Origin of the sequence: Nocardioides sp. zg-DK7169, from assembly GCF_013155365.1 — a bacterium.
GTDB lineage: Bacteria > Actinomycetota > Actinomycetes > Propionibacteriales > Nocardioidaceae > Nocardioides.
In genome coordinates this window covers 264032-287154 of sequence record NZ_JABJRA010000002.1, presented here as the reverse complement: position 1 = coordinate 287154, position 23123 = coordinate 264032, and the positions used below count along the sequence as shown (strand labels likewise).

The following is a 23123-nucleotide window of genomic DNA, read 5'->3' as shown; positions in this document are numbered from 1 at the left end:
GCGCCGGGCTCAGCCCACGTAGTCCAGGTCGGTGACGTCGGGGTCGATGGTGAGCGGACGGGCGAGGGTGCCGGAGACGTCGACCGCCTCGCCGTCCCCGGTGACCACGAACATCCCCGGACCCACCCCCGGCGAGCCGGCGAGGCTGAGGACCCGTCCCTCCAGGGTCGCCACGCTGTCGACGCTGGAGGTCGCCCCGTCCACCGCGACCGTGCGGACCTCCCACAACTGCCCGGCGACCCGGGTGAGGGCGGCGATGCTGGTGGGGCTCTGCCAGGCCAGGTCGCGGATCTGCGGCGAGGAGCCGGGGTCCATCCGGATCAGCCGCGCGCGGGTCCCGCGCAGCGGGAGGCCCTGCTCGTCGTGGAGCACCCGGCTGACCGCCAGCACGTCGGCGTTGCCTCGTCGTACGACGGCGACCAGGCGCGAGGAGTCCCGGGAGACCAGGAAGGAGGAGACCTCGGCGCCGGTGATCCCCGGGACCACGACCTCGCGCACCCGCTGGCCCGACACCTGGCGCACCCGTGCCCCGTCGGCGGTGCGGTCGACCAGCCACAGCCGGCCCGCGAAGTCCCAGACCGGGTCGAGCAGGTCCTGGCCGTCGGCGACCACCGTGCGCACCGACGCGCGCGGGTCGGGGGTCTCACCCGCGTCGTCGTCGCCGTCGCCGTCGTCGACGCCGGCGTCGGCGTCGCTGACCGGGGCGGTGAGCACCGTGGTCCCGTCGGAGGTGACCCCTGCGACGGTGCTGGCACCCAGGTCCACCGCGACGTTGCGCAGGTCGTAGTCCGCGACCCCGAACGGGCCGGCGACCGGGCCGAGCGCGTCGGGCAGCCCGGAGACCAGGCGGCCGCCTCGGAGCCCGAACACCGCGGCGCTGGGCCGGTTGCCGGCCGGGTCGAACTCCGCACCGGACTCGACGGAGAAGACGGTGTCGCCGTTCGGCAGCTGCACCGGGACGTCGCCGACGCGCACCCGGAACGCCTCGATCCCCGGGACCTGGCGCAGCGTCCAGGCCAGCTGGGTGACCAGCCGGGTCAGCGACTCGGGCGCGGGCCGGCCGGCGGCGCCGACCAGCGCGATGTCCGCGACCCCGTCGGCGACCGGCACGGAGAGCCCGGCGTCGAGGCCCGCGGGCACGAAGCTGCGCATCACCTGCTTCAGCCCTGGCGCCGGGCCCGCGAGCAGACCGTCCACGAGGGTCGTGGCGAGCTCGTCCCCGCCGGGCACGAAGACCGGCTCGGGGACCAGGATCCGCGCGCTGGGGTCGAAGAAGTAGAGCGCGACGCGCCGGAAGCGCTGCTCGAAGAACTGCTCGGACACGATCATCGCGTCGGGGACCTCGGCGATGCGCCACTCGCCGTTCTCGCTGACCACCTCGAAGTCCAGGGTCCGGCGGGCGGGGCCGAGCGCGCCCTGCCAGGCGCCGCGGGCGTCGTACACGTCGCCGCCGGCGGGCAGGTCGACCGAGAGGCGGGAGCCGTTGCCGACCGGGGCGCCGCGCTCGACGTAGGTGATGGTGGCCCGCTCCGGCGTCCACGACGCGCGGGCGTCCTGGGTCAGGAACTGGCGCGCGGAGTTGGCCTGGATCGGGGCGGCCATCATCGCGTCGAGGAACCCGCGCACGATCTCCGACGGCGTCGCGTCGGGCTGCGGGGGCAGCGGGTCGTAGGTGTAGCCCTCGCCCTCGGCGCCGGTGCCGACCTCCTCGCTCTGCACGATCGGGCCGTCGGTGGGCATCTGCACGCACGCGCCGCTCGCGGCGACGGCGGCGAGCGCCGCGACCAGTGCCGCCGTACGCCGGGCCCAGGCCCTCATCGCGACACCGCCGTGCTGGGGCGGGCGTCCACGGGGACCAGCGGGAGCGGGCTGCGGGTGAGGGTCTGGCCGATGTGGCGCGGCAGCGTGAGCCGGAACTGGGCGCCCTCCCCCGGACGTCCCCACGCCTGGAGCCAGCCGCCGTGCAGGTGGGCGTCCTCGAGGGAGATGGAGAGGCCGAGCCCGGTCCCGCCGCTGCTGCGGGCGCGGGCGGGGTCGGCGCGCCAGAAGCGGTTGAACACCAGCGCCGACTCACCCGGCGCGAGGCCGACGCCGTGGTCACGCACCGTGATCGCGGCGGCGTGGTCGTCCCCGGCGACCTCGACCACGATCTCGTCGCCGCGCCCGGCGGTGTCGGCATGGTCGATGGCGTTGGTGACCAGGTTGCGCACGATCCGCTCGATGCGGCGGATGTCGGCCTCGGCCAGGCACGGGTGGTCCGGCGCGCGGACCACGACGCGGACGTCGCGCTGGGTCGCCAGCGGCCGGGTCGCGTCGACGACGCGGTGCGCGATGTCGACGAGGTTGACGTCGTCGGCGTCCAGCACCGCGGCGCCGGCGTCGAACCTGCTGATCTCCAGCAGGTCGACCAGCAGCGTCTCGAAGCGGTCGAGCTCGTTCTGCAGCAGCTCCGCGGCGCGCCGGGTGACCGGGTCGAAGTCGTCGCGGGCGTCGTACAGCACGTCGCCGGCCATCCGCACGGTCGTCAGCGGCGTGCGCAGCTCGTGGGACACGTCGGAGACGAAGCGCTGCTGGACCCGGCTGAGCTCCTCGAGCTGGCGGATCTGGCGCTGCAGGTTGCTCGCCATCTGGTTGAACGACGTCGCCAGTCGCGCCAGGTCGTCCTGCCCGGACACGCGCAGCCGCTCCTGCAGGCGACCGGCGGCGAGCCGCTCCGCGACCTCACGGGCCATCCGGATCGGGCTCACCACCTGCCGGGTGACCAGCCAGGTGACCCCGGCGACCAGGACCAGCAGCAGCCCCGCGGCGGTCAGCAGCGCGCGGGTGACCAGGCCGAGGGTCTCGCGCTGCTCGTCGAGCGGGAAGATGAAGTACAGCGTGTAGGTGCCGCCGTCGGCGACGAGGGTCACCTGCGAGCCGACCACGATGCCGGGCTCCTCGGCGACGACGTTCTCGTCGTCGTCCACGGTGCGGATCGTGGTGTAGGTCCAGGCGGTGGCGGCGCGCTCGGAGAAGTGGTCCTCCAGCGAGGCCGGCACGCTGGAGCGGTCCAGCCCCGGTGAGGAACGGGCGCCGCCGTCGGAGATCCGGCCGGTGTTCTCCCCCAGCGGACCGGCCAGCACGACGTCGAAGTCCCGCGCGACCCCGCGGGCGATGATCGGCTCCACCAGCTCGGCCTGCTGCGCGGTCGCGTCGGCGTTGGTGCCGGGCACCGCCTCGAGGCGGTTGCGCGCCTCCTGCATCTCGTTGCCGACCTCCGAGACGACCGCGTCGACGCGGTTGTCCAGCAGGCCCTCACGGGTCTGCTGGAGCAGCACCCACCCGACGACGCTGACCGCGACGGCGGTGAGCGCGAGGGTACTGGCGACCACCCGGGCCTGGATCGAGCGGCGCCAGAAGGTCAGCGCGCGGCGGATCCCGGCCGGGACGGTGCGAGGGGCTCGGACCCGGAGCACGCCGGGCCCGCTACTGACCGGCCTTGTACCCGACGCCCCGCACGGTGAGGACGACCTCGGGGTTCTCGGGATCGTGCTCGACCTTGGAGCGCAGGCGCTGCACGTGCACGTTGACCAGACGGGTGTCGGCGGCGTGGCGGTAGCCCCAGACCTGCTCGAGCAGGACCTCGCGGGTGAAGACCTGCCACGGCTTGCGCGCCAGGCAGACCAGGAGGTCGAACTCGAGCGGCGTCAGGTTGAGCTGCTGGCCGTCGCGGGTGACCGCGTGCCCGGCGACGTCGATGACGAGGTCGCCGATGGTCAGCGACTCGTGGGCGGAGGTGCTGTCGTGGCGGCGTACGCGCGCCCGGATCCGCGCGATCAGCTCCTTGGGCTTGAACGGCTTGACGACGTAGTCGTCGGCGCCGGACTCCAGCCCGACGACCACGTCGACGGTGTCGCTCTTCGCGGTGAGCATCACGATCGGCACGCCGGACTCGGCGCGGATCTCCTTGCACACGTCGATGCCGTCCTTGCCGGGCAGCATCAGGTCGAGCAGCACCAAGTCGGGCCGGTAGTCGCGGAACTCCGCCAGCGCGAGGTCGCCGCGGGTGCACATGCGGCTGTCGAAACCCTCCTGGCGCAGCACGATCGTGAGCATCTCCGCCAGGGCCGCGTCATCGTCGACGACGAGGACGCGGCCCTTGGTGGTGTAGTCGCTGGGCACGTGGGCAGCACTCCCGGCGGACTGGCTCATGCGCTCAATCCTGCCACTACCCGCTCACGCGACCCGATCCGTACCGCTCAGTAGCGGTACTGCTCCGACTTGAACGGGCCGGACTGCGAGACGCCGAGGTACGCCGCCTGCTTCTCCGACAGCGTCGTCAGCTTCACGCCGAGGGCGCCGAGGTGGAGACGGGCGACCTCCTCGTCGAGGTGCTTGGGCAGCACGTAGACGCCGACCGGGTACTCCTCGGGCTTGGTGAACAGCTCGATCTGGGCCAGCACCTGGTTGGTGAAGGAGTTCGACATGACGAACGACGGGTGGCCGGTCGCGTTGCCGAGGTTCATCAGGCGGCCCTCGGAGAGCACGATGATCGCGTTGCCCTCGCCCTCGGGGAACGTCCACAGGTCGACCTGCGGCTTGACGTTCTTGCGCACGACGCCGGGGTAGGACTCCAGGCCGGCCATGTCGATCTCGTTGTCGAAGTGACCGATGTTGGCCAGGATCGCGTTCTGCTTCATGCGGCGCATCTGGTCGATGGAGACCACGTCGCGGTTGCCGGTCGCGGTGATGACGATGTCCGCGGTCTCCACGACGTCGTCGAGGGTGGTGACCTGGTAGCCGTCCATCGCCGCCTGCAGCGCGCAGATCGGGTCGATCTCGGTGACGATGACGCGGGCGCCCTGGCCGCGCAGCGACTCCGCGCAGCCCTTGCCGACGTCCCCGTAGCCGCAGACCACGGCGACCTTGCCGCCGATGAGGACGTCGGTGGCGCGGTTGAGGCCGTCGATGAGGCTGTGGCGGCAGCCGTACTTGTTGTCGAACTTCGACTTGGTGACCGAGTCGTTGACGTTGATGGCCGGGAAGAGCAGCGTGCCCGCGCGCATCATGTCGTAGAGGCGCAGCACACCGGTGGTGGTCTCCTCGGTGACGCCCATGAGCTCGGCGGCGATGCGGGTCCACCGGTCCGGGCTCTCGGCGAGCGAGGCCTGGAGCGCCTCGAAGATGATCCGCTCCTCGGTGCTGCTGGCGGTCGCCGGGTCCGGCGCCTCGCCCTTCTTCTCCGCCTCGACGCCGAGGTGGACGAAGAGACTCGCGTCGCCGCCGTCGTCGAGGATCATGTTGGCGAAGCGGGGCTCACCGTCGGCGCTGTCGGGCCACTGCAGGATCTGCTGGGCGCACCACCAGTACTCCTCCAGGGTCTCGCCCTTCCAGGCGAAGACCGGGACGCCGCGCGGCTCCTCGGGGGTGCCCTCGGGGCCGACCGCGATCGCGGCGGCCGCGTGGTCCTGGGTCGAGAAGATGTTGCACGAGGCCCAGCGGACCTCGGCGCCGAGGGCGACGAGGGTCTCGATGAGGACCGCGGTCTGGATGGTCATGTGCAGAGATCCCGCGATGCGCGCGCCCTGGAGCGGCTTGGCGTCGCCGTAGCGCTCGCGCATGGCCATCAGGCCCGGCATCTCGTGCTCGGCGAGCTGGATCTCCGTGCGGCCGAAGTCGGCCAGGCTGAGGTCGGCGACCTTGTAGTCCATCGCGTGCTCCTGAAAGGTTGGGGTGCGCGGGTCTCGACAGGCTAGGCCGCGCCCGCTCGCCGCGGGGAATCCTCGCCGAACACCTGACCGACTATGGCCCGTCCGGGTGAGGCCCCGAGACCTCGTACGGCGCCCAGCGTCCCCGGGTCGGCCCGCCTTGTCGAGACGGCGGGACGTGATGTCTCAGGACATGCGTGCCAGTTGATGGCTTACGGCATCGGTGGGCCCTTGACGTTCTCGGCGGGTGTCGCGAGGCCGGCCGTCGCGGACGTGGATGGCTCCGGGCGCGGGTCGAGTGTGTGAGACGAGGACCTCGCCCTCCAGGCCGGCGGGCACGGTTACCGGCTGGAGGTGGTGGGCGACCGACTCCTGGCCTGCCCACGGGGGCCGGACACGGGGCGCGTAGAACGTCCTACGCGGGATCTGGCGCTCTTCGCAGAACGTGGTCATCGCGCCCTCATGGCGCATCCCCGGGGCACTGGACGATCGCGAGACGGACGCGAGGATCGACAGGCCCGCGGGCCGCGGACGCCACGACAGAGAGCCTGAAGTGTCATCGCCACGCACCCCGGCGGTGTCACCGATGTCCTGCCACGAACCGGCGATGTCGTGAGACATGACGGCTGGGACGACGGTGGAGAACCTCTTGTCCTCGAACATGCGTTCGAGTAGAATGGGGCATGGCCTCCCCAGATCTCCCCGACTGCGACACCCCAGCCGCCGTGCTGGCGTTCGCGCAGGCCCGGCGGGCTGCGGCCCAGCGGGCGGAGGTCGACGTCCTGGAGGCGGCCCTGGTGTGGGCGGCGATGCACCCGGAGGAGCCAGTGTCCCCGACCCCGACCACCGGGCTGGTGTTCGGCGAGGTATCCGTCCCGCTCGCGGATGAGGGCACTCCGCTGGTGGCGGAGTTCGCGCCGATGGAGCTGAGCGCCGCGCTCGCACTCTCGACCGACTCCGCGAAGGCGCTGATCGGGGACGCCCTCGAGCTGGCCCACCGGTTGAAGCGGACCTGGGCGCTCGTGCAGGCCGGCGAGGTCCCCGCCTGGAAGGCCCGCCGCGTCGCGCAGCTGACCACCACGTTGCCGCTCGCGGGCGCGGAGTTCGTGGACCGCCAGCTCGCGCCGGTGATCGGCCGCATCGGCTTCGCGGCCATCGGCCGGCTGGTCGAGCACGCCCGGGTCACCTTCGACCCCGAGGGTGCGGAGAAGCAGCGCCGTCAGGCAGCCGACGGGCGCCGCTTCGACGTGCACACCGAGGCCGCCGACTCCGACGGGACCGTGCAGGTCGAGGCCACCCTCGACCTCGCGGACGCGCTCGACCTCGACGCCGCGATCCGGCAGGGAGCCGCCGAGCTCGCGGCACTCGGCTCGGAGGAGTCGCTGGACGTCCGGCGCTCCATGGCCGCCGGCGAGCTCGCCCGGCGCCAGCTCACCTTTGACCTCCTGGCAGAGGCCGGTGACGACGCCGCCGCGGTGGTCAAGCCTCGCCAGGTGGTCATCCACGTCCACCTCTCCCACGCCGCGATCAGCCGCGACGAGGCGGGCATCGCCCGGGTCGAGGAGATCCGGTCGATCGTGTCGACCGAGCAGGTCCGCCAGTGGTGCAGCAGCCCCGAGGCCCAGGTGGTGATCAAGCCGGTCATCGACCTCGAGGCCCACCACCACGCCGACGCCTACGCGGTCCCCGACCGGCTCGCCGAGCAGACCAAGCTCGCCCAGCAGGTGTGCGCGTTCCCGTGGTGCGAACGCGCCGCCCGCCGCTGCGACACCGACCACGTCACCGCCCACGGCACCACCTCGACCGGCGGCCCGACGTGCTCGTGCAACCTGGCCCCGCTCTGCCGGCGACACCATCGGGCCAAGACCCACACCGCGTGGACCTACGACAAGACCGACGCCGCGGCGTACCTCTGGCGATCACCCCACGGGCTGCACCTGATCAAGGACCACGGCACCACCGCCCTCGTGACCGCGCACCCGCCCGACCAGTAGATCGACCGTCCCAGACCCCGTCGGCACCCAGCCGGCGGGGCCGTACACCTGCGTGGACCTCGACGAGTCGACCGACGAAGACCCACACCGTGCGGAGTACCCACCACCGACGCCGCGACCTACCTCTGGCAACCACCCCACCGGCTGCACCTCGTGAAGGACCGCGTCACCACGCCTCTCGCCACCGCGCACCCGCCCGACGACTGAACCGTCGGTCCACCCCGCCGCCCCACCCGCGAGGAACCCGTCCGGTGCGCGGCGCGTCGGAGCGGCATGGGAGCGATGCGGGCACTCGTGGGGCTGGGGACCGCAGCGGCGGTCCTGGCCGGCTCCGGCTGTGGGGTCCAGGCCGAGCCGGGTCCGGCGAGTGAGGTCGAGGAGACCGGCAAGGCATGGCGGCGGCTGCCCGCCCCGCCGCTCGCTCCGCGCAACTTCGCCGTCGTCGTAGGGGTCGCGGACCAGATGCTGGTGGTCGGCGGGTGGGAGTACCTGTGTCCGCCCGACGCCGACTGCATGGACCCGGACGGCCCGTGGTTCAGCGACGGCGCCGTCTACGACCGCCGGAGCGACTCGTGGCGCCCGATCACTCCGGCGCCGTTCGGGCTGATCCGCGGGGCGCAGTCGGCGACGACGCTCGACGGGGCGGCGTACCTGCTCAGCGACTGTGCCACGCGGACGGCGAGCTGGTCGGCGACGCCTGGCTGTGGACCGCGCCGACGGGCTGAGCGGTCAGCCCGCGTCGGCGGGCGGGCTGGTCCGGCGCCCGACGACGAGCACCAGCAGGCCCACCACGGCGCCGACGATCGGCACCAGCAGCGCCGCGACGATCACCAGCACACCGGTCAGGGTGGAGCAGCGCCGCTGGCGCATCTGCACGACGGCCACCACCACGGCGACCACGGTGAGCACCAGGGAGATCAGCGAGACGACGACGACCGTGATCTCGAGGGCGGAGGGCACGGCCGGGTCGACCTCGGTGCTGAGCGTGGTCACCATGGACCGACGCTAACGGCTCAGGAAATGCCCCGCACCGGCCGACGACCCCCGCGGCACCGGCCCTTGGGCCCTAGGCGGCCGTGTCGGCGAGCTGCCACCCCGTGGGCAGCTCACGGTCGTCGGGGAAGCAGTCGGGGTCCGCGTCGGACGCGGCGCCGCTCGGCACCACCTGCACCCAGCCCCAGCGGTCCTCGCAGGTCAGCGGCCGGTTGCCCAGCGGGTCCCAGTGTGTGCCGGCGGGCAGCTCGCTGCCCTCCTCCTCGCAGAAGGAGCCGGGCCCGTCGTCGCGCAGGACCGGGGCCTCCCCGTCGCCGCACTGCCACTCGTCGATGAGCGGCGTACCGCTGATCGCGAGGTAGGCGGCGAACCCGCCGACGGCGAGGACGGCCAAGCCGCCGAGGATCGGGAGGGCACGGGCACGGGGCTTCTTCATGCCCTCATCCTCGACCAGCCCACGCGCCCGGGCATCGGTACGCGTACTCAGCGGTGGTGTGGTCAGCGCCTCATCTCGCGGCAGCCGGAGGCCGGACCGACCTGGGTGTGGACGAGGTCCTCTGCCGCGGCCACCTCGTAGGCGCGGCCGAGGGCGCGGACCTCCACCTGGGGGAAGCCGTAGAAGCGGGCGGTCCCGGAACCTCGCGCGCCGCCCGAGCAGCCGCGGTCGCGGAACGCGAGCGGGAGGACGAGGTCGAGCGACTCCCCCGGGCCGAGGTCGCGATCGATCACTCGCGCGAGGTCGATCGTGCTGTCCCCCGGCGTGACCCAGACGTCCGGCTCGAGGCTCTGGTCGACCTTCAGCACCGCTCCGCCCCCACGCCCCATGAACGGCAGGACCGCGTGGGTCAGCGCGACGGTGTCCTCCCCGTCGTTGCGGACCCGCACCCGCAACGTGCAGCGCATCCCGCGCTCCGCAAGGATCACGGGTCCCGCTCCGGAGTCGAGGCCCCTGTCGCGCTGGAGCTCGACCCGGGCCCCCTCGCACCGCGGCGCGGAGACCCAGCCGACGCTCACGGCCTCGGCCCGCCCCTCGGCGACCCGGTGCCACCCGCCGACCGCGCCGCCGACGGCGAGGACCAGCGCGGCGACCGCAGCGACCACCAGGACGGCGCGACGCCGGCGCGTCCGGGTCAGTGCGCGGCCTTCGGCTTGCGCGAGGGCAGCAGGTGGACGACCACCACGACCACCGCGCCGACGACGATGCCGAAGACGGCGGAGCACGCGGTGTTGACCAGCCAGCCCAGGACGCCGCCGAAGCCGGACACGGCGTCGTGGACGGCCTCCTCGAGGTGGTGCACCAGGTCGTACGGCGGGTGCCAGCCGAGCTCGTCGAGACCGACGAGCAGGATGTGCCCGCCGACCCAGAGCATGGCGATGGTGCCGACGACCGAGATCACCGCGAGCAGCTTCGGCATCCCCCGCACGAGCCCGCGCCCCACGGACTGGGCCACGGCCGAGCGCCGTTGCGCGAGGTGGAGGCCCACGTCGTCCATCTTCACGATGAGCGCGACCACGCCGTACACGACGACGGTGATGGCCGCGGCGACCACGACGAGGATCGCGAGACGCGCCCAGAAGGACTCGTCGGCGACCTCGTTGAGCGAGATCACCATGATCTCCGCCGACAGGATCAGGTCGGTGCGGATCGCGCCGGAGACCATCGTCTCCTCGGCGTCCTTGCCGACCTCCGCGACGGGTGCGGCGTGATGGTCGTGACCGCGTACCCAGCCCCAGACCTTCTCGGCGCCCTCGAAGGCCAGGTAGGTGCCGCCGAGCATCAGGATCGGGGTCAGCAGCCAGGGCAGGAACTGGCTGAGCACCAGCGCCACCGGGAGGATGAAGACCAGCTTGTTGCGGATCGAGCCGATCGCGATCCGCTTGATGATCGGCAGCTCCCGATCCGCGGCGACCCCGTGGACGTACTGCGGCGTGACCGCGGTGTCGTCGACGACCACGCCGGCGGCCTTGATGGTCGCGCGGCCCGCGGCCGTTCCGACGTCATCGATGGAGGCGGCGGCCATCCGGGCCAGCACCGCGACGTCGTCGAGGAGCGCGAAGAGACCGCCGCTCACGGTCGCAGGTCCGGGGTTCGTCGCGGGGTCGGGTCCTCAGCGTGCATGCGCCGAACAGTAGCGCCGACGGGCTCGGTCGCCTGCTGCACCGCCGCGGCGATCTGGTCGGCCTCCTGCCGCGCGGCCGTCGCGTCCACGGCCCGGTCGAGCTGGCGGGTGGCCGAGGCGAACGGGTCGACGGCGTGCTGGAGCAGCCGGGCCACCGGGCCCCAGGCCAGCACCAGCGCCACCCCGACCGCCGCGACGGTGGTGATCGCGATCGCGGACGCGGTGCCGGGGAAGGGCACCACCTCCCAGCCGGCGTACTGCGCGCCCTTCACCGCGAACCCGTGGAAGAGGTAGACGACCAGCGTCCAGGCGCCCATCCGGGTGAACCAGCCGGCGTTGCGGGGCACCAGCGCGAAGAACGCCCACGCGCCGAGCGTCCCGACCACCAGCACCAGCGCCCGGGTCAGCGTCGCCTCCAGGGTCGTGTCGGCGACCTCGTCGTAGAGCGAGCGGTAGTAGAACCACTCGGTGCTGGCCCACTCGTCGGTCCAGCGGGTGGCGAGCAGGATCGCGACCAGGACGACCACCCCGGCGACCTGGACCCACCGCTGGCGCAGCAGCTCCAGGCGCTCCGGGGTCGCCTTCAGGCCCATCACGAAGAACGGCAGCAACCCGAGCACCCGCGCGACGTCCAAGGTGTCCCCCGCCCAGTTGCCCGCCGCGAGACTGATCACCACGGCCAGCACCAGCCCACCGCGCAGGTTGACGAAGACCGGGGTCAGCAGCCGCCAGAAGAAGAGCGCGGCGAGGTACCACATCGGCCAGTGCGGGTCGCGGAAGAGGTTGTCCATCTCCTCGCCGCCGACGTGGATGCGGAACAGCGCGATCGCGCACTCGAACACGACGTACGGCACCGCCACCGTGCGCACCAGCTGCCAGAGCCGGTGGCGCTCCCAGTTGAAGGAGCGCGACAGGTAGCCGGTCACGAACACGAACGCCGGCACGTGCCAGGCGTAGAGGAAGTCGTAGAGGTGGTCGCGCAGCGGCGACTGCTCCAGCAGCACCCAGGCGTGCCCGACGACCACGAGGGTCACCAGGGTCATCTTGGCGTTGTCGAACCACGGGTCGCGGGCGGGCGCGCGCCGCGACTCGGGCGGGGACTGGATCACCGGCTGAGGCACCGCGTGTCGGTACCCGGGCCGCGCCCGGGTAGTCCTCGCTCAGTCCTCGACGAGGCCGAGCCGCAGGTACTCCGCGGCGTAGGTGCCGCTCAGCAACAGCGAGGCGTAGCGCGCGACCTCGCTCGGCGCCTCGGTCGTCAGCGTCTCCACGCGTACGCCGCGGGCCTCCGCGGCCTCCAGCAGCCGGGTGCGCTGCTCGAGCACGGCCGGCTCCTCGGTCCCGTCGTCGAGGACCAGCAGGGTCGGACGGCCCTCGGCGGCGCCCTCGGCGAACGGGTCGTCGAAGACGTCGCGCTGGCGCGCCGCCTCGATGACCGGCAGCAGGTGCTCGGCGTCGCCGGCCAGCGCGGTGCGCCCGCTCGTGCGGCGGACCGACTCCGCGACCCGGCGCGCGGCCCGCGCCGCGAGCACCGAGCCGCCCCACACCAGCGGGATGGCGTCGGCCAGCGCGATCGCGAGCATCTTGGCGGGGTTGACCGCGAGGTCACGGTGCGGCGAGCAGGCGATGGCGACCTCGTCGAGGGCGCGGGCGACCTGCTCGGCGTCGGTCGCCGGGCCGAGCGAGACGCCGTCGAGGTAGGTGAGCATGACGACCGCGGTGGCCAGCTGGTCGCTGGTGGTGGTCGGCAGGACCGTGCTCCAGCGCCCGGCGGCGTGCTCGGCGACCATCGAGCCGGGGCGGGTGGCGACGACGACCTGGCAGCCGCGTCGCACCGCCTCGGCGACCGCCGAGGCGCTGCCGGAGTCGGAGCCCTCGGGGCACAGCACGACGACCAGGTCCAGGCTCCCGGCCCAGCCCGGCAGCGCCGGCCCGGGCCAGGCCACGAACGGCACCGGGCACCAGGGCTCGAGCACCGCGCGCAGCAGGCGCGAGTCCGGCCCGGCGGCGATCACCGCGCGCGGGCGCGACTGCCCGGCGCTGCGCGCGACCGCCTCGGCGACCGCCGACGCGGCGTCCCCGGCCTCGCGGCGCACCCGGGCGCCGCTCTCGGCGAGGGTGCGCAGGCGCAGGTCGGCGGCGCCCAGGGCGGTCTCGTCGTCCAGGCGGGACTCGTCGAACCAGGTCGCCATCGCGGGGCTCAGGCGGGCTTGCGGGCTTCGTCGACGAGCAGCACCGGGATGCCGTCGCGGACCGGGTAGACCAGGCCGCACTCGCCACGGCAGGCCAGCTCGGTCTCGCCGTCGGTGGTGACCTGCTCCAGGTCGCCGTGGCAGCCGGGGCAGACCACGATCGCGAGCAGGGCGGGGTCGAGGGAGGTGCTCATCAGTTGCTCCGGATCTTCGAGAGGACCTCGTCGCGCACCGCGGCCATGGTCGCGAGGTCCTTGCCCTCGGCGTTCAGGCGCAGCAGCGGCTCGGTGTTGGACGGCCGGACGTTGAACGCCCAGTCGGGGTGGGTGACGGTGAGCCCGTCGAGGCGGTCGGTGGTGACCTGGTCGAGGACGGCGTACTCCGCCTCCAGCGCGGCCATCACCGCGACCTGGTCGGCGACCGTGGAGTTGATCTCCCCGCTCAGCGGGTAGCGCTCGTAGTCGGCGAGCAGCTTCGACAGCGACTGGTCGGTCTCGGCCAGCGCGGCCAGCGTGTGCAGCGCGGCGAGCATGCCGGAGTCGGCGCGCCAGAAGTCGCGGAAGTAGAAGTGGCCGCTGTGCTCGCCGCCGAAGATCGCGTCGGTCTCGGCCATCCGGGCCTTGATGAAGGAGTGCCCGACGCGGGTGCGCACCGGCGTGCCGCCGAGCTCGGTGACGATCTCGGGCACCGAGCGGCTGGTGATCAGGTTGTGGATCACCGTCGCGCCCGGCTCCTTGGCCAGCTCGCGGGCCGCGATCAGCGCGGTCAGCGTGGACGGCGAGACCGCCTCACCGCACTCGTCGACCAGGAAGCAGCGGTCGGCGTCGCCGTCGAAGGCGAGCCCGATGTCCGCGCCCTCGGCGAGCACCCGGGCCTGCAGGTCGCGCAGGTTCTCCGCCTCGATCGGGTTGGCCTCGTGGTTCGGGAAGGTGCCGTCGAGCTCGAAGTACATCGGCACGACCTCGACGAGGCCGGCGAGGCCCGCGAAGACCGCGGGGGCCGTGTGGCCGGCCATGCCGTTGCCGGCGTCGACGACGACCTTGAGGCGCCGGCCGGCGACGGGCGCCAGGGCGTGGAGGTGGTCGGCGTACGCCGCGAGCACGTCCTGCTCGGTGATGGTGCCCGGCTCGGTGCCCGGCGCCGGCTCGCCCCCGGCGAGCACCCGGTCGCGGATCTCCGCCAGCCCGGTGTCCAGGCCGATCGGCTGGGCGTGGGCGCGGCACATCTTGATGCCGTTGTACTGCGCGGGGTTGTGGCTCGCGGTGAACATCACGGCGGGGTGGCCCAGGTGGCCGGAGGCGAAGTAGAGCTGGTCGGTGGAGGCCAGCCCGATCATCACCACGTCCGCGCCGGCCGCGGACGCGCCGTCGGCGAACGCGGCGGCCATGCCCGGGGAGCTGGGGCGCATGTCGTGGCCGACCACGACCGTGGTCGCGCCCACCACGTCCACGAAGGCCTGTCCCGTCGCACGGGCGAGTCGCTCGTCGAGCTGGTCGGGCACGGTGCCCCGCACGTCGTACGCCTTGAAGATGGCGTGCACGGACTGCGGGTCGAGGGTGTCGGCCATGCGCCAGACCCTAGTGCCTCAGTCGTTGCTCAGGACGCGGAGGTGGCCGCGACGGGCGACCTCGCGTCCGGTCTCCTGCGCCGGGGCCGGTCGCTGCGGCGGCAGCGGGCGCGCCGCCTCGCGGACCGCGTCGGCCAGGGCGAGCAGGTCGTCCTCGGTGGGACCCTGCGCTGCGGGGTCCGGTGCCAGGCGCAGCACCTCCCAGCCACGCGGCGCCGACAGCCGCTCGCTGTGCACGTCGCACAGGTCGTAGGCGTGCGGCTCGGCGTAGGTCGCGAGGGGCCCGAGCACGGCTGTCTGGTCGGCGTAGACGTAGGTGAGGGTGTTGACCGCCGAGCGACCACAGGCGGTGCGCGAACAACGACGGCTGGAACTCACGAGCGTCAACGTACCTGTCGCGCCGGTCCGATCGGGCTAGGCTCGCGGCGTGGATGAGCGGACTCTTGGACACACGTCCGGGCCGCCCCGGCGCCGCGACCGGCGCGGCCGCGGGATGCGGGGTCCCGGTGTGCTTCCCGCCACTCCCGGACGCCCGGCGTTGCGCACCCGGCGTGAGCGCTTCGACGCCATCGCGCTGAGCGTGGTGGCCGGGGTGGACCGGCGTTGGCAGGACCGCCTCGGCCTGCTCGAGTACGCCGTGGAGGACGCCCCCGCCGTCCCGGACGACTGGGCCGACGGCGGCGTGCCGCTGTCCGCGCTGGTGCGCGGCACCGGCAGCACGCCGAGCCGGCTGGTGCTGTTCCGCCGCCCCATCGAGCACCGCTGCGAGGGCCGCGACGACCTGGAGGCGCTGGTGCTCACTCTCGTGGTCGAGCACCTCGCCGACCTGCTCGGCATCGAGCCGGGCGAGGTCGACGCGCGCTACGACCCCGAGGACTGAGCGCCGGCCTGCTCCGGCAGGCCGGGGCGTACGTCGGGGACCAGCCCGGCACGCACGAGCGGGGCGAAGCCGGCGACCGCGGTGCCGTCGCCGCTGACGACCACCGCGCCGCGCACCGAGGTGCCGCTCGGGGTCACGCTGACGAACGCCGCCGTGTCGGGCAGGCCCACGCTCGCGCCGCGGCCGCGCTCGACCTTCACGGTCCGGTCGGCCAGCTCGCGGCCGCGGTCGTCGCGGGCGACGACGCGGACGCTGCCGGTCGCGTCGGCGTCGGCGAGGACCAGCCGGGTGGCCCCGCGCGGCACCAGGACCGCGCTGGAGTCCTCGATGCGCTCCAGCGGCGCGGCGTGGGTCAGGTCGCCGTCGACGGCCTGGCGCAGCGAGGCGGTGACGGGCGCGGAGGAGTCGAGCTCGAGGCCGATGGCGTCCTTGGCCGCGTCGGATCCCAGCAGCGCCCCGACCGAGACCCGCACCACCGACTGCGGCGGCACCCGGACGTCGTCGAGGTCGCGCGGGGCGAAGGTCGACCCGGGGGTCACCACCCGCACCTGCGTCACGGCCTCGCTCTCCCCCGGGTTGGCGATCACGAGGGTGCGGGCGCCCGGCCCGTCGGCCAGGCCGAGCAGGGTGGTGCGACGCTGCGGCTCGCCCTGACCGGGCAGCCAGTCGCGGATCGCGGGCCCGGAGCCGATCCGGTCGACCACGTCGAGAACCGAGGCGGAGACCCGGCCGCGCGTGGTCACCACCTGGAGGGCCAGGTCGTCGGTGCGCGGCAGCAGGGCGGCGAGGTCGAGGCGCACCCGGTCGCCGCCGGGCACGACGACGCCGAGCAGCTGGTCGGCGTCGACCGGTCCGTCGGAGCCGAGCACCGAGACGTCGGCGACCGCGCGGCCGCCGCCGGGATTCACCAGCTCGAGGACCGAGGAGTGCTCCGGCCCGGCGCCCACGCCGGTGAACCAGGTCTCGGCGCTGGGGCTCGTGCACTGCGCCGCGCCGAGCGGCGAGCCGCCGATGCGGCCCGCGACCAGGCCCGGGGCCAGGTCGCCCTCGGCGCGCACGGTCACCGGGCCGCGGGCGGAGGCCGCCGCGACCTGCTCGGGACCGACCTCGAGGGAGACGGCGTCGGCGCCACGGCCGACGCGGACCTCGCCCGAGGCCTCGTCGTCGGTGGCCACGAGCACCCGGTCGCCGTCCTTGCGGCCCTCGGGGCAGCCCAGGGTGGCGCTGCGCAGCGTGGTCTGCTCGGGGGCGCCGAGGTCGGTGGTGGCCGCGTCCGTGCCGCCGAGGAGCAGCAGCGACCCGGTGACCACGGGCGCGAGGACGGCGAGGACGGCGGTGGCCTCGAGGCGGCCGCGTCGCGTCGCGGTACGCCGGCCGGCGGGGTTGTGGCTCATGTGCGCCTCCTGTTGGTCGTCGGGGCGCAGAGCACGAGCACCCACACGAGGGCGACGCCCTGCACCACCAGCAGCACGACCCGCCACCACGAGGTGGGGCCGTCCACGGCGTCGGGGCTGAGCGGGCGGTCGATCTGCCAGGCCCGGGTGGTGCGGTCCTCGGCGCTGGCGGCCAGCAGCCCGCCGGTGGCGTCCAGCGACGCGGCCACGTCGCCGTCGGCGGGAGCGGGCAGCACGACGTACTCGATCCCGCGGTCGGCGAGCTCGGTGACGAGCTCGGGGGTCGGGCTCGAGGCGAGCTCGCGCACCGCGTCGGTCAGCCCGGCGTCCTCGGTGCTCAGGTCGAGGATCTCGTCCTCGCCGAGGGTGACGCCGTCACCGCGGCGCACCTCGTAGGTCAGGCCGTCCTCGACCGTGCCGCGCACGACGAGGATGCCGTGCTCGGGACCGGTCTCGGCGCTCTGGAGCATGTACGCCGGGATCCCGCCGGCCGGGTCCTCGTCGAGGTGGGCCTCGCCCCCGGCGACGAACCAGGCCAGGCCGGTCACCGGCACGACCGCGGCGGCGACGGCCAGCACCGCGACCACGGCGCGGGCGGCGGGGCGCTCCCCGGTCGCGCCGCCCAGCCGGGCCAGCAGCCCCTGGGCGCCGATCACGGCTGCGACCACGAACGCGCCCTGGATCAGGACCAGCAGGAAGCCCACGCCGGGCGCCACCGAGACCGCGGCGAGGTCGAGCGACACCGAGCCGAGCGCGGCGGCGACGGCGGCCGCGACGACCGCGACCAGCCAGCACACCAGGACCGGCACGCGGGTGGCGCGCGGGACCAGCGCCAGCACCGCCAGCACGGCGGGCACCAGGCCGATCCACAGCGGCGCGCCGATGCCCTCGAGGCGGCCGGCGATCAGCCCGATGCCCTCGACCGTCGCGCCCGGGAGGCGCCCGACGTCGAGCAGCAGGCCCTCGCCCGCGGACTCCAGGAGCGCCGGGACCCACCACGGGGAGAGCAGCAGCGGCACCAGGCCGACCGCGGTGGCGGGCGGGCCCCACACCGAGCGGTCTCGCACCGCCGAGCGCACCACCAGCGCGGCCGCGCCCAGCACGACCAGCCCGACGGCCACGGTGACCAGCCACGCCACCGGGGTGAACGCGGAGACCAGGGCGAGCAGCACGCCGGTGCGCCAGGCGGCACGCCAGCGGCGCTGCGGGGCCGGGTCGGCGAAGCCGAGCGCGGCGTGGGCCAGCCACGGCAGGACGGCGGCGGAGACGACGACGCCGAGGCGCCCGTCGCCCCAGGCCCCGCTCGTCACCGGCACCAGGGCGTACGTCGTGGCGCCGAGCAGCACCAGCCAGCGCGAGGCGCCCGCGGGCGAGACCAGGCGGCCGACGACCCGCAGGAAGCGCCAGGCCCCGGCCAGCGCGACCGGAACGGCGAGCACCATCACGGCCGTCACGGCCGCCTTGGCGCTGCCGAGCAGCAGGGTGGCCAGCAGCGCCATCGGCAGGACGTAGGCCGGGGCGGGCACCGCGGTGCCGGAGCCGATCTCGTGCCAGCCCGACAGGTGGAGCCGCCACCACTCGCCGGCCCCCGACGGCGCCGGGGAGAGCCCGCCGCCGACGAGCGTGCCGAAGGCCGCGCGGCTGCCGATCAGCGCGAGCAGCACGAACGCCGCGAGCGCGAGGGCCACCGGGTTGGTCACGAAGCGGGCGACCAGGCCGGAGTCGTCCTCGAGGGTGTCGGGGTCGCCGGGGTCGACGGGTGTGGACCGCCGGGCGGCGAAGGAGGAGGGGTCGGCCTCGGCGGCCGCCAGACGGCGTCGCTCGGCGACGTCGGAGGCCTGGAGGGTGATCGCCGAGACCAGGTCGCCCAGGAGGTCCAGGCCGTGGCGGTAGGGCAGCCAGCGCGGCGCGAGCAGCTCGCGCACGTCGACCGGCGGGCCCCCGCGCTGCTCGCGGCGGCGGCGCCGGGCGGCCCGCACCTCGCCGGGGTGGGCGTAGACCGAGATCAGGGCGGCGAGCTCGTCGAGCGCCTCGCCGACCGCGCGCACCAGCAGGAACCCGAGCACCCGCAGCAGCGTGCCGAGCGCCAAGCGCACCGTGCGGAACGGCAGCGAGCGGGCCGGGGCGTTGGCCAGCAGCGTGAACAGCGCGGCGCGGCGCTCCTGGTAGTGCGTGTGCCGCCCGGTCAGCGGCGTGCGGCGCAACCCGCGGTGGGCGGCCTCGGCGTGGAAGACCACCGCCTGCGGCACCACGATCGTGCGGTGCCCGGCCTGCGCGGCCCGCCAGCCGAGGTCGATGTCGTTGCCGAACAGCGGGAGCGCCTCGTCCAGGCCGCCGAGGGACTCCAGCACCCGGCGCCGCACCAGCATCCCGGCGGTGTTGACCGCCAGCACCGTGCGGACCCGGTCGTGCTGGCCCTGGTCGTACTCCCCGCGCTCCAGGCCGGTCTCGCGCCGGCCGGTGGCCGAGATCGTCACGCCGAGCTCGAGCAGGCGGCGCAGCGAGGGCCACTCGCGCAGCTTGGGCCCGAGCAGGTCGGCGCCGGGGTCGGCCTCCGCGGCCTCCAGCAGCGCGGCCAGGCAGCCGGGGTCGGGGTTCGCGTCGTCGTGCAGCAGCCAGACCCACTCGGGGTCCGGGCCGGCCTCGTCGACGGCGTCCAGGCCGAGGCGCACGGCGGCCGGGAAGGAGGTGGTGGCGGGGGCGCGCAGCACCCGCTCGACGCCGGGGGCGTCCTCGAGCAGCGCGACGCTCTCGTCCTTGCTCCCGGTGTCCACGGCGAGCACGTGGTCGGCCGGTCGGGTCTGCTCAGCGAGGCCCTGGAGGACCGCCGGTAGCCAACGTTCGCCGTCGTGGCTGACGAGCAAGGCGACGACAGAGGTGGGACCAGACACGACGCACCACCCTAGCCCCGGGGCGGAGGGGCAGGCGAAAATGCGAGAGGACCCCGGCCGAGGACGACCGGGGCTCCCTCTCGTTGATTCCGCAGGCCTCGCTCAGACGGCCTGCTTCTTCAGCTTGCGGCGCTCCCGCTCGGAGAGCCCGCCCCAGATGCCGAACCGCTCGTCGTTCTCGAGCGCCGACTCCAGGCAGTCCTGGCGGACCTCGCACGTCAGGCAGACCTTCTTGGCCTCCCTCGTCGAGCCGCCCTTCTCAGGGAAGAACGCCTCAGGATCGGTCTGGGCGCAGAGCGCGCGCTCCTGCCATCCCGCATCCTCGGCGTCGCTCTCGAGGAGAAAAAGTTCTCTCACGGCTGTCGCCCTTTCGACCCGGTTGTGCACTGTCCCGTTCAGTGACTAACACTGAGGGAATTACATGCCTGTCGTACCCGGGAAGTCAAGCGCTCATCTGGTATGACCCCCACCGGTCCACACGGGTCGGGGAACGGGCAGAGTAGCCCCATGCAGAAGATCACGGTGCTGTCCGGCGGCATGGGCGGCGCACGCTTCCTCCAGGGCCTGCTCCACGGCATCGCGACCGGCGCCCTGCCCGGGGTCTCCCCCGAGGCGGAGGTCACGGTCGTGGCCAACACCGCCGACGACATCTGGGTCCACGGACTGAAGGTCTGCCCCGACCTGGACACGGTGATGTACACCCTCGGCGACGGCATCGACCTCGAGCGCGGCTGGGGCCGGCGCGACGAGACCTGGAGCGTCAAGGACGACCTCGCGGCGTACGGCGTGGAGCCGACCTGGTTCGGGCTCGGCGACCGCGACGTCGCCACCCACCTGGTGCGCACCCAGATGCTGGACGCCGGGTTCCCGCTCTCCCAGGTCACCCAGGCACTGTGCCGGCGCTGGCAGCCCGGCGTCACCCTGCTGCCGATGTCCGACGACCGGGTCGAGACCCACGTCGTCGTGGCGGATCCCGAGGCACCCAGCGGCCGCAGCGTGCTGCACTTCCAGGAGTACTGGATCCGGCTGCGCGCCAGCGTCCCGGCCCTCGACCTGGTCTATGTCGGCATGGACCGGTGCACGCCGGCCCCCGGCGTGGTCGAGGCGATCCGCGACGCCGACCTGGTCGTGCTCCCGCCCTCGAACCCCGTGGTCAGCATCGGCACGATCCTCGGCGTCCCCGGTGTCCGCGAGACGCTGCGCGCGACCTCGGCCCCGGTCGTGGGCCTGTCCCCCATCGTCGGCGGCGGCCACGTCCGCGGCATGGCCGACCAGATGCTCGCCGCGATCGGCGTCGAGGTCAGCGCCGAGGCGGTCGGCCTGCACTACGGCGCCCGCTCGGCCGGCGGCGTGCTCGACGGCTGGCTGGTCGACGAGCGCGACGCCGACGCCGTGCCCGCCCTGCGTGCCGCGGGGCTCGCGGCCCACGCCGTGCCGCTGATGATGAGCGACGTGGACGCCACCGCCGCGATGGCGGCGGCCGCGGTGGAGCTCGTCCGGTGACGCTGCCCGGCGGCCGGGTCGAGGCGTTCGCGCCCGACGGCCTGCCCGAGGTGCGGGAGGGCGACGACCTGGTCGCGCTGCTGCTCCCGCTGGTCGACCTGGCGGACGGCGACGTCCTGGTCGTGACCAGCAAGGTGGTCAGCAAGGCCGAGGGCCGGGTCCGCACCGGCGACCGCGACGAGGCGCTGGCCGGCGAGACCGCGCGCGTCGTCGCCCGCCGCGGCCCCACGACCATCGTGCGCACCCACCACGGCCTGACCATGGCCGCCGCCGGCATCGACGCCTCGAACGTCGCGCTCGGCTCGATCGTGCTGCTGCCGGTCGACCCGGACGCCTCGGCCCGCGCGCTGCGGGCCGCGGTGCGCGCCCGCTCCGGGCACAACGTGGGCGTGGTCGTGACCGACACCGCCGGTCGCGCCTGGCGCGAGGGGCAGACCGACATCGCGGTCGGCGCCGCCGGATTGAGGGTCGCCGAGGACTTCGCGGGACGCCTGGACCCCCACGGCAACCCGCTCGCCGTCACCGCCCCCGCCGTCGCCGACGAGATCGCCGGGCTCGCCGAGCTGGCCCAGGGCAAGCTCGGCGCCCGTCCCGTCGCCGTCGTCCGCGGGCGTGCGGACCTGGTGCTGCCCGCGGACCAGGACGGTCCCGGCGCGGTCGCGCTGGTCCGTCGCGAGGGCGGCGACCTGTTCGGGTACGGCGCCCGCGAGGCCGTCGTGCGCGCCCTGCGCGGCGACCCGGCCGACCGGCTGCCCTTCGGCTCCCCCGTCGCGCCCCCCGAGATGCTCGCCGCCCTGCGCGAGGTGCTCGGCGAGGCCGCCGGCGCCCGGATCGAGGACGACGCGGTCCTCGTGCGCGACGACGCCACCGGCCCGGTGCTGGCCGCGCTCGCGTTCGCGTTCGGCTGGGACCTCGAGGACGCGCCGGTCACATCCGGCAGCGACGAACCTCGCGGTCTGCGCCGTCTGCGCCCCTCCACTCCGTAGACTGCCCACGGCGTTCGCGCCCCATCCGTCCGCACCGACCGCGAGGAAGCCTCACCCGTGGCCAAGAAGTCAGCCAAGTCCGACCGCCAGGCGGTCATCGACGACCTCCGTCGCAAGCAGAAGGGCGCCGAGCGTCGCCGTGGCTACGCCATCGTCGCGGTCTGCGTGGTCGTCGCCCTCGCCGTCCTCGCCTACCCGGTGTTCTCGATCGTGGCCGACAGCCGCGAGAAGTCGCAGTACGCCGACACCGCGCTCGCCGACATCGGCGCGCCCGCCTCGGTGTGCCAGGACATCGTCACCAAGCCCGCGCAGGGCAGCAACGAGCACCGCCCCAGCGGCGAGCAGGTCACCTACACCGAGTCCCCGCCGGCCTTCGGGCCGCACTGGAACGAGGCCAACCTCGCGCCGGACCCGATGGGCCGCAAGTTCTACACCGCCGAGGACCGTCCCGAGCTCGAGTCCCTGATCCACAACTCCGAGCACGGCTACAACATCATCTGGTACGACGAGACCGCCGCCGAGGACGACGAGACGGTCTCCCAGATCCGCGCGATCGCCGACAAGTTCTCCGGCACCACCAACCTGCGCAACAAGTTCAAGGCCGTGCCGTGGACCGCGGAGGACGACAAGGAGCACGGCGGCGAGTGGCCCGAGGACACCCACGTGGCCTTCACCCACTGGTCGGTCGGCGGCGCCGGCGAGACCGACCCGTCCAAGCAGGTCGGCGTGTGGCAGTACTGCTCCGACGTCAGCGGCGAGGCCTTCGAGACCTTCGTCCAGGACTACCCCTACCTGGACTCCCCCGAGCCCAACGCCATGTGAGCCGTCCCCGGGACGTCCCGGGGACGAGGCGGCAACGCGACAGCAGCAAGACCGAAGGGCCGGTCCCCCGTGCGGGGACCGGCCCTTCGGCGTA

At 74.1% G+C, this 23123-nt stretch carries 22 protein-coding genes; 5 read left to right on the top strand and 17 right to left on the bottom strand.

Annotated elements, in window-relative coordinates; genetic code table 11:
- Nucleotides 1-9: 9 nt before the first annotated feature.
- The 5 genes from HOQ23_RS03990 to HOQ23_RS03970 all read right to left on the bottom strand — a co-directional run bounded on the left by HOQ23_RS03990 (nt 10) and on the right by HOQ23_RS03970 (nt 6350).
- On the bottom strand, nt 10-1818 hold the full coding sequence (locus HOQ23_RS03990) for an LpqB family beta-propeller domain-containing protein (protein ID WP_172212052.1): 1809 nt from the start codon (nt 1816-1818) through the stop codon (nt 10-12).
- Nucleotides 1815-3455, bottom strand: a complete 1641-nt coding sequence (mtrB, locus tag HOQ23_RS03985; protein ID WP_172212050.1) for an MtrAB system histidine kinase MtrB — start codon at nt 3453-3455, stop codon at nt 1815-1817. Before mtrB ends, HOQ23_RS03990 begins: the two co-directional genes overlap by 4 nt.
- A gap of 10 nt (nt 3456-3465) precedes the next feature.
- Nucleotides 3466-4191 carry an MtrAB system response regulator MtrA gene (gene mtrA, locus HOQ23_RS03980; protein WP_172212048.1) on the bottom strand — a complete coding sequence of 242 codons (726 nt, stop codon included), beginning with the start codon at nt 4189-4191 and terminating at the stop codon, nt 3466-3468.
- A gap of 47 nt (nt 4192-4238) precedes the next feature.
- A complete protein-coding gene (ahcY, locus tag HOQ23_RS03975) occupies nt 4239-5690 on the bottom strand; it encodes an adenosylhomocysteinase (protein ID WP_172212046.1) in 1452 nt (483 codons plus the stop codon).
- 183 nt (nt 5691-5873) lie between these two features.
- Nucleotides 5874-6350: a hypothetical protein gene (locus HOQ23_RS03970; protein WP_172212044.1), complete on the bottom strand. Its 477-nt coding sequence runs from the start codon at nt 6348-6350 to the stop codon at nt 5874-5876.
- A gap of 20 nt (nt 6351-6370) precedes the next feature.
- Between HOQ23_RS03970 and HOQ23_RS03965 the strand changes: the two genes are divergently transcribed.
- The gene (locus HOQ23_RS03965) at nt 6371-7681 is read left to right on the top strand and encodes an HNH endonuclease signature motif containing protein (protein ID WP_172212042.1); all 1311 of its coding nucleotides are present in this window, start codon (nt 6371-6373) and stop codon (nt 7679-7681) included.
- Between the two features lie 729 nt (nt 7682-8410).
- Here the strand turns inward: HOQ23_RS03965 and HOQ23_RS03960 are convergent.
- The 9 genes from HOQ23_RS03960 to HOQ23_RS03920 form a co-directional block, all read right to left on the bottom strand.
- The gene (locus HOQ23_RS03960; protein WP_172212040.1) at nt 8411-8677 is read right to left on the bottom strand and encodes a hypothetical protein; all 267 of its coding nucleotides are present in this window, start codon (nt 8675-8677) and stop codon (nt 8411-8413) included.
- A 70-nt stretch (nt 8678-8747) separates the two neighbouring features.
- Complete coding sequence (locus HOQ23_RS03955) at nt 8748-9110, bottom strand: hypothetical protein (RefSeq protein WP_172212038.1); 363 nt, start codon at nt 9108-9110, stop codon at nt 8748-8750.
- Between the two features lie 62 nt (nt 9111-9172).
- On the bottom strand, nt 9173-9775 hold the full coding sequence (locus tag HOQ23_RS03950; protein WP_172212036.1) for a hypothetical protein: 603 nt from the start codon (nt 9773-9775) through the stop codon (nt 9173-9175).
- Nucleotides 9776-9804: 29 nt separating this feature from the next.
- A complete protein-coding gene (locus HOQ23_RS03945) occupies nt 9805-10746 on the bottom strand; it encodes a DUF808 domain-containing protein (RefSeq protein WP_172212034.1) in 942 nt (313 codons plus the stop codon).
- A complete protein-coding gene (locus tag HOQ23_RS03940) occupies nt 10743-11915 on the bottom strand; it encodes an acyltransferase family protein (protein WP_172212032.1) in 1173 nt (390 codons plus the stop codon). Before HOQ23_RS03940 ends, HOQ23_RS03945 begins: the two co-directional genes overlap by 4 nt.
- Before the next feature lie 39 nt (nt 11916-11954).
- A complete protein-coding gene (locus HOQ23_RS03935; RefSeq protein ID WP_172212030.1) occupies nt 11955-12986 on the bottom strand; it encodes an SIS domain-containing protein in 1032 nt (343 codons plus the stop codon).
- A gap of 8 nt (nt 12987-12994) precedes the next feature.
- Entirely contained in the window at nt 12995-13180 is a 186-nt protein-coding gene (locus HOQ23_RS03930) for a Trm112 family protein (protein WP_172212028.1), read from the bottom strand.
- Nucleotides 13180-14553, bottom strand: a complete 1374-nt coding sequence (locus tag HOQ23_RS03925) for a phosphomannomutase/phosphoglucomutase (protein ID WP_172212026.1) — start codon at nt 14551-14553, stop codon at nt 13180-13182. The genes HOQ23_RS03930 and HOQ23_RS03925 overlap by 1 nt, the downstream gene beginning before the upstream one ends.
- Before the next feature lie 18 nt (nt 14554-14571).
- On the bottom strand, nt 14572-14931 hold the full coding sequence (locus HOQ23_RS03920; protein WP_172212024.1) for a DUF3499 domain-containing protein: 360 nt from the start codon (nt 14929-14931) through the stop codon (nt 14572-14574).
- A gap of 130 nt (nt 14932-15061) precedes the next feature.
- On the opposite strand from HOQ23_RS03920, the gene HOQ23_RS03915 reads away from it, so the two are divergent.
- Entirely contained in the window at nt 15062-15433 is a 372-nt protein-coding gene (locus HOQ23_RS03915) for a metallopeptidase family protein (protein WP_367650360.1), read from the top strand.
- Here the strand turns inward: HOQ23_RS03915 and HOQ23_RS03910 are convergent.
- The 3 genes from HOQ23_RS03910 to HOQ23_RS03900 all read right to left on the bottom strand — a co-directional run bounded on the left by HOQ23_RS03910 (nt 15415) and on the right by HOQ23_RS03900 (nt 20075).
- The gene (locus tag HOQ23_RS03910; RefSeq protein WP_172212022.1) at nt 15415-16827 is read right to left on the bottom strand and encodes a DUF5719 family protein; all 1413 of its coding nucleotides are present in this window, start codon (nt 16825-16827) and stop codon (nt 15415-15417) included. The two genes, HOQ23_RS03915 and HOQ23_RS03910, sit on opposite strands and share 19 nt — an antisense overlap.
- Entirely contained in the window at nt 16824-19718 is a 2895-nt protein-coding gene (locus HOQ23_RS03905; RefSeq protein WP_172212020.1) for a glycosyltransferase family 2 protein, read from the bottom strand. Before HOQ23_RS03905 ends, HOQ23_RS03910 begins: the two co-directional genes overlap by 4 nt.
- Nucleotides 19719-19820: 102 nt before the next feature.
- Nucleotides 19821-20075, bottom strand: coding sequence for a WhiB family transcriptional regulator (locus tag HOQ23_RS03900; protein WP_166133234.1), 255 nt, complete (start codon nt 20073-20075; stop codon nt 19821-19823).
- A gap of 150 nt (nt 20076-20225) precedes the next feature.
- Between HOQ23_RS03900 and cofD the strand changes: the two genes are divergently transcribed.
- The 3 genes from cofD to HOQ23_RS21445 are packed head-to-tail and all read left to right on the top strand — an operon-like array spanning nt 20226 to nt 23029.
- On the top strand, nt 20226-21221 hold the full coding sequence (cofD, locus tag HOQ23_RS03895; protein WP_172212018.1) for a 2-phospho-L-lactate transferase: 996 nt from the start codon (nt 20226-20228) through the stop codon (nt 21219-21221).
- The gene (locus tag HOQ23_RS03890; protein ID WP_367650359.1) at nt 21218-22207 is read left to right on the top strand and encodes a coenzyme F420-0:L-glutamate ligase; all 990 of its coding nucleotides are present in this window, start codon (nt 21218-21220) and stop codon (nt 22205-22207) included. The genes cofD and HOQ23_RS03890 overlap by 4 nt, the downstream gene beginning before the upstream one ends.
- 57 nt (nt 22208-22264) lie before the next feature.
- Entirely contained in the window at nt 22265-23029 is a 765-nt protein-coding gene (locus tag HOQ23_RS21445) for a DUF3105 domain-containing protein (protein WP_172212016.1), read from the top strand.
- Nucleotides 23030-23123 lie beyond the last annotated feature (94 nt).

Excerpts from the sequence above, each read along its gene's own strand:
- HOQ23_RS03990 (WP_172212052.1), bottom strand. The coding sequence starts at position 1,818 with ATGAGGGCCTGGGCCCGGCGTACGGCGGCACTGGTCGCGGCGCTCGCC.
- mtrA (WP_172212048.1), bottom strand. The coding sequence starts at position 4,191 with ATGAGCCAGTCCGCCGGGAGTGCTGCCCACGTGCCCAGCGACTACACC.
- ahcY (WP_172212046.1), bottom strand. The coding sequence starts at position 5,690 with ATGGACTACAAGGTCGCCGACCTCAGCCTGGCCGACTTCGGCCGCACG.
- HOQ23_RS03970 (WP_172212044.1), bottom strand. The coding sequence starts at position 6,350 with ATGTTCGAGGACAAGAGGTTCTCCACCGTCGTCCCAGCCGTCATGTCT.
- HOQ23_RS03965 (WP_172212042.1), top strand. The coding sequence starts at position 6,371 with ATGGCCTCCCCAGATCTCCCCGACTGCGACACCCCAGCCGCCGTGCTG.
- HOQ23_RS03960 (WP_172212040.1), bottom strand. The coding sequence starts at position 8,677 with ATGGTGACCACGCTCAGCACCGAGGTCGACCCGGCCGTGCCCTCCGCC.
- HOQ23_RS03955 (WP_172212038.1), bottom strand. The coding sequence starts at position 9,110 with ATGAAGAAGCCCCGTGCCCGTGCCCTCCCGATCCTCGGCGGCTTGGCC.
- HOQ23_RS03935 (WP_172212030.1), bottom strand. The coding sequence starts at position 12,986 with ATGGCGACCTGGTTCGACGAGTCCCGCCTGGACGACGAGACCGCCCTG.
- HOQ23_RS03930 (WP_172212028.1), bottom strand. The coding sequence starts at position 13,180 with ATGAGCACCTCCCTCGACCCCGCCCTGCTCGCGATCGTGGTCTGCCCC.
- HOQ23_RS03925 (WP_172212026.1), bottom strand. The coding sequence starts at position 14,553 with ATGGCCGACACCCTCGACCCGCAGTCCGTGCACGCCATCTTCAAGGCG.
- HOQ23_RS03910 (WP_172212022.1), bottom strand. The coding sequence starts at position 16,827 with ATGAGCCACAACCCCGCCGGCCGGCGTACCGCGACGCGACGCGGCCGC.
- cofD (WP_172212018.1), top strand. The coding sequence starts at position 20,226 with ATGCAGAAGATCACGGTGCTGTCCGGCGGCATGGGCGGCGCACGCTTC.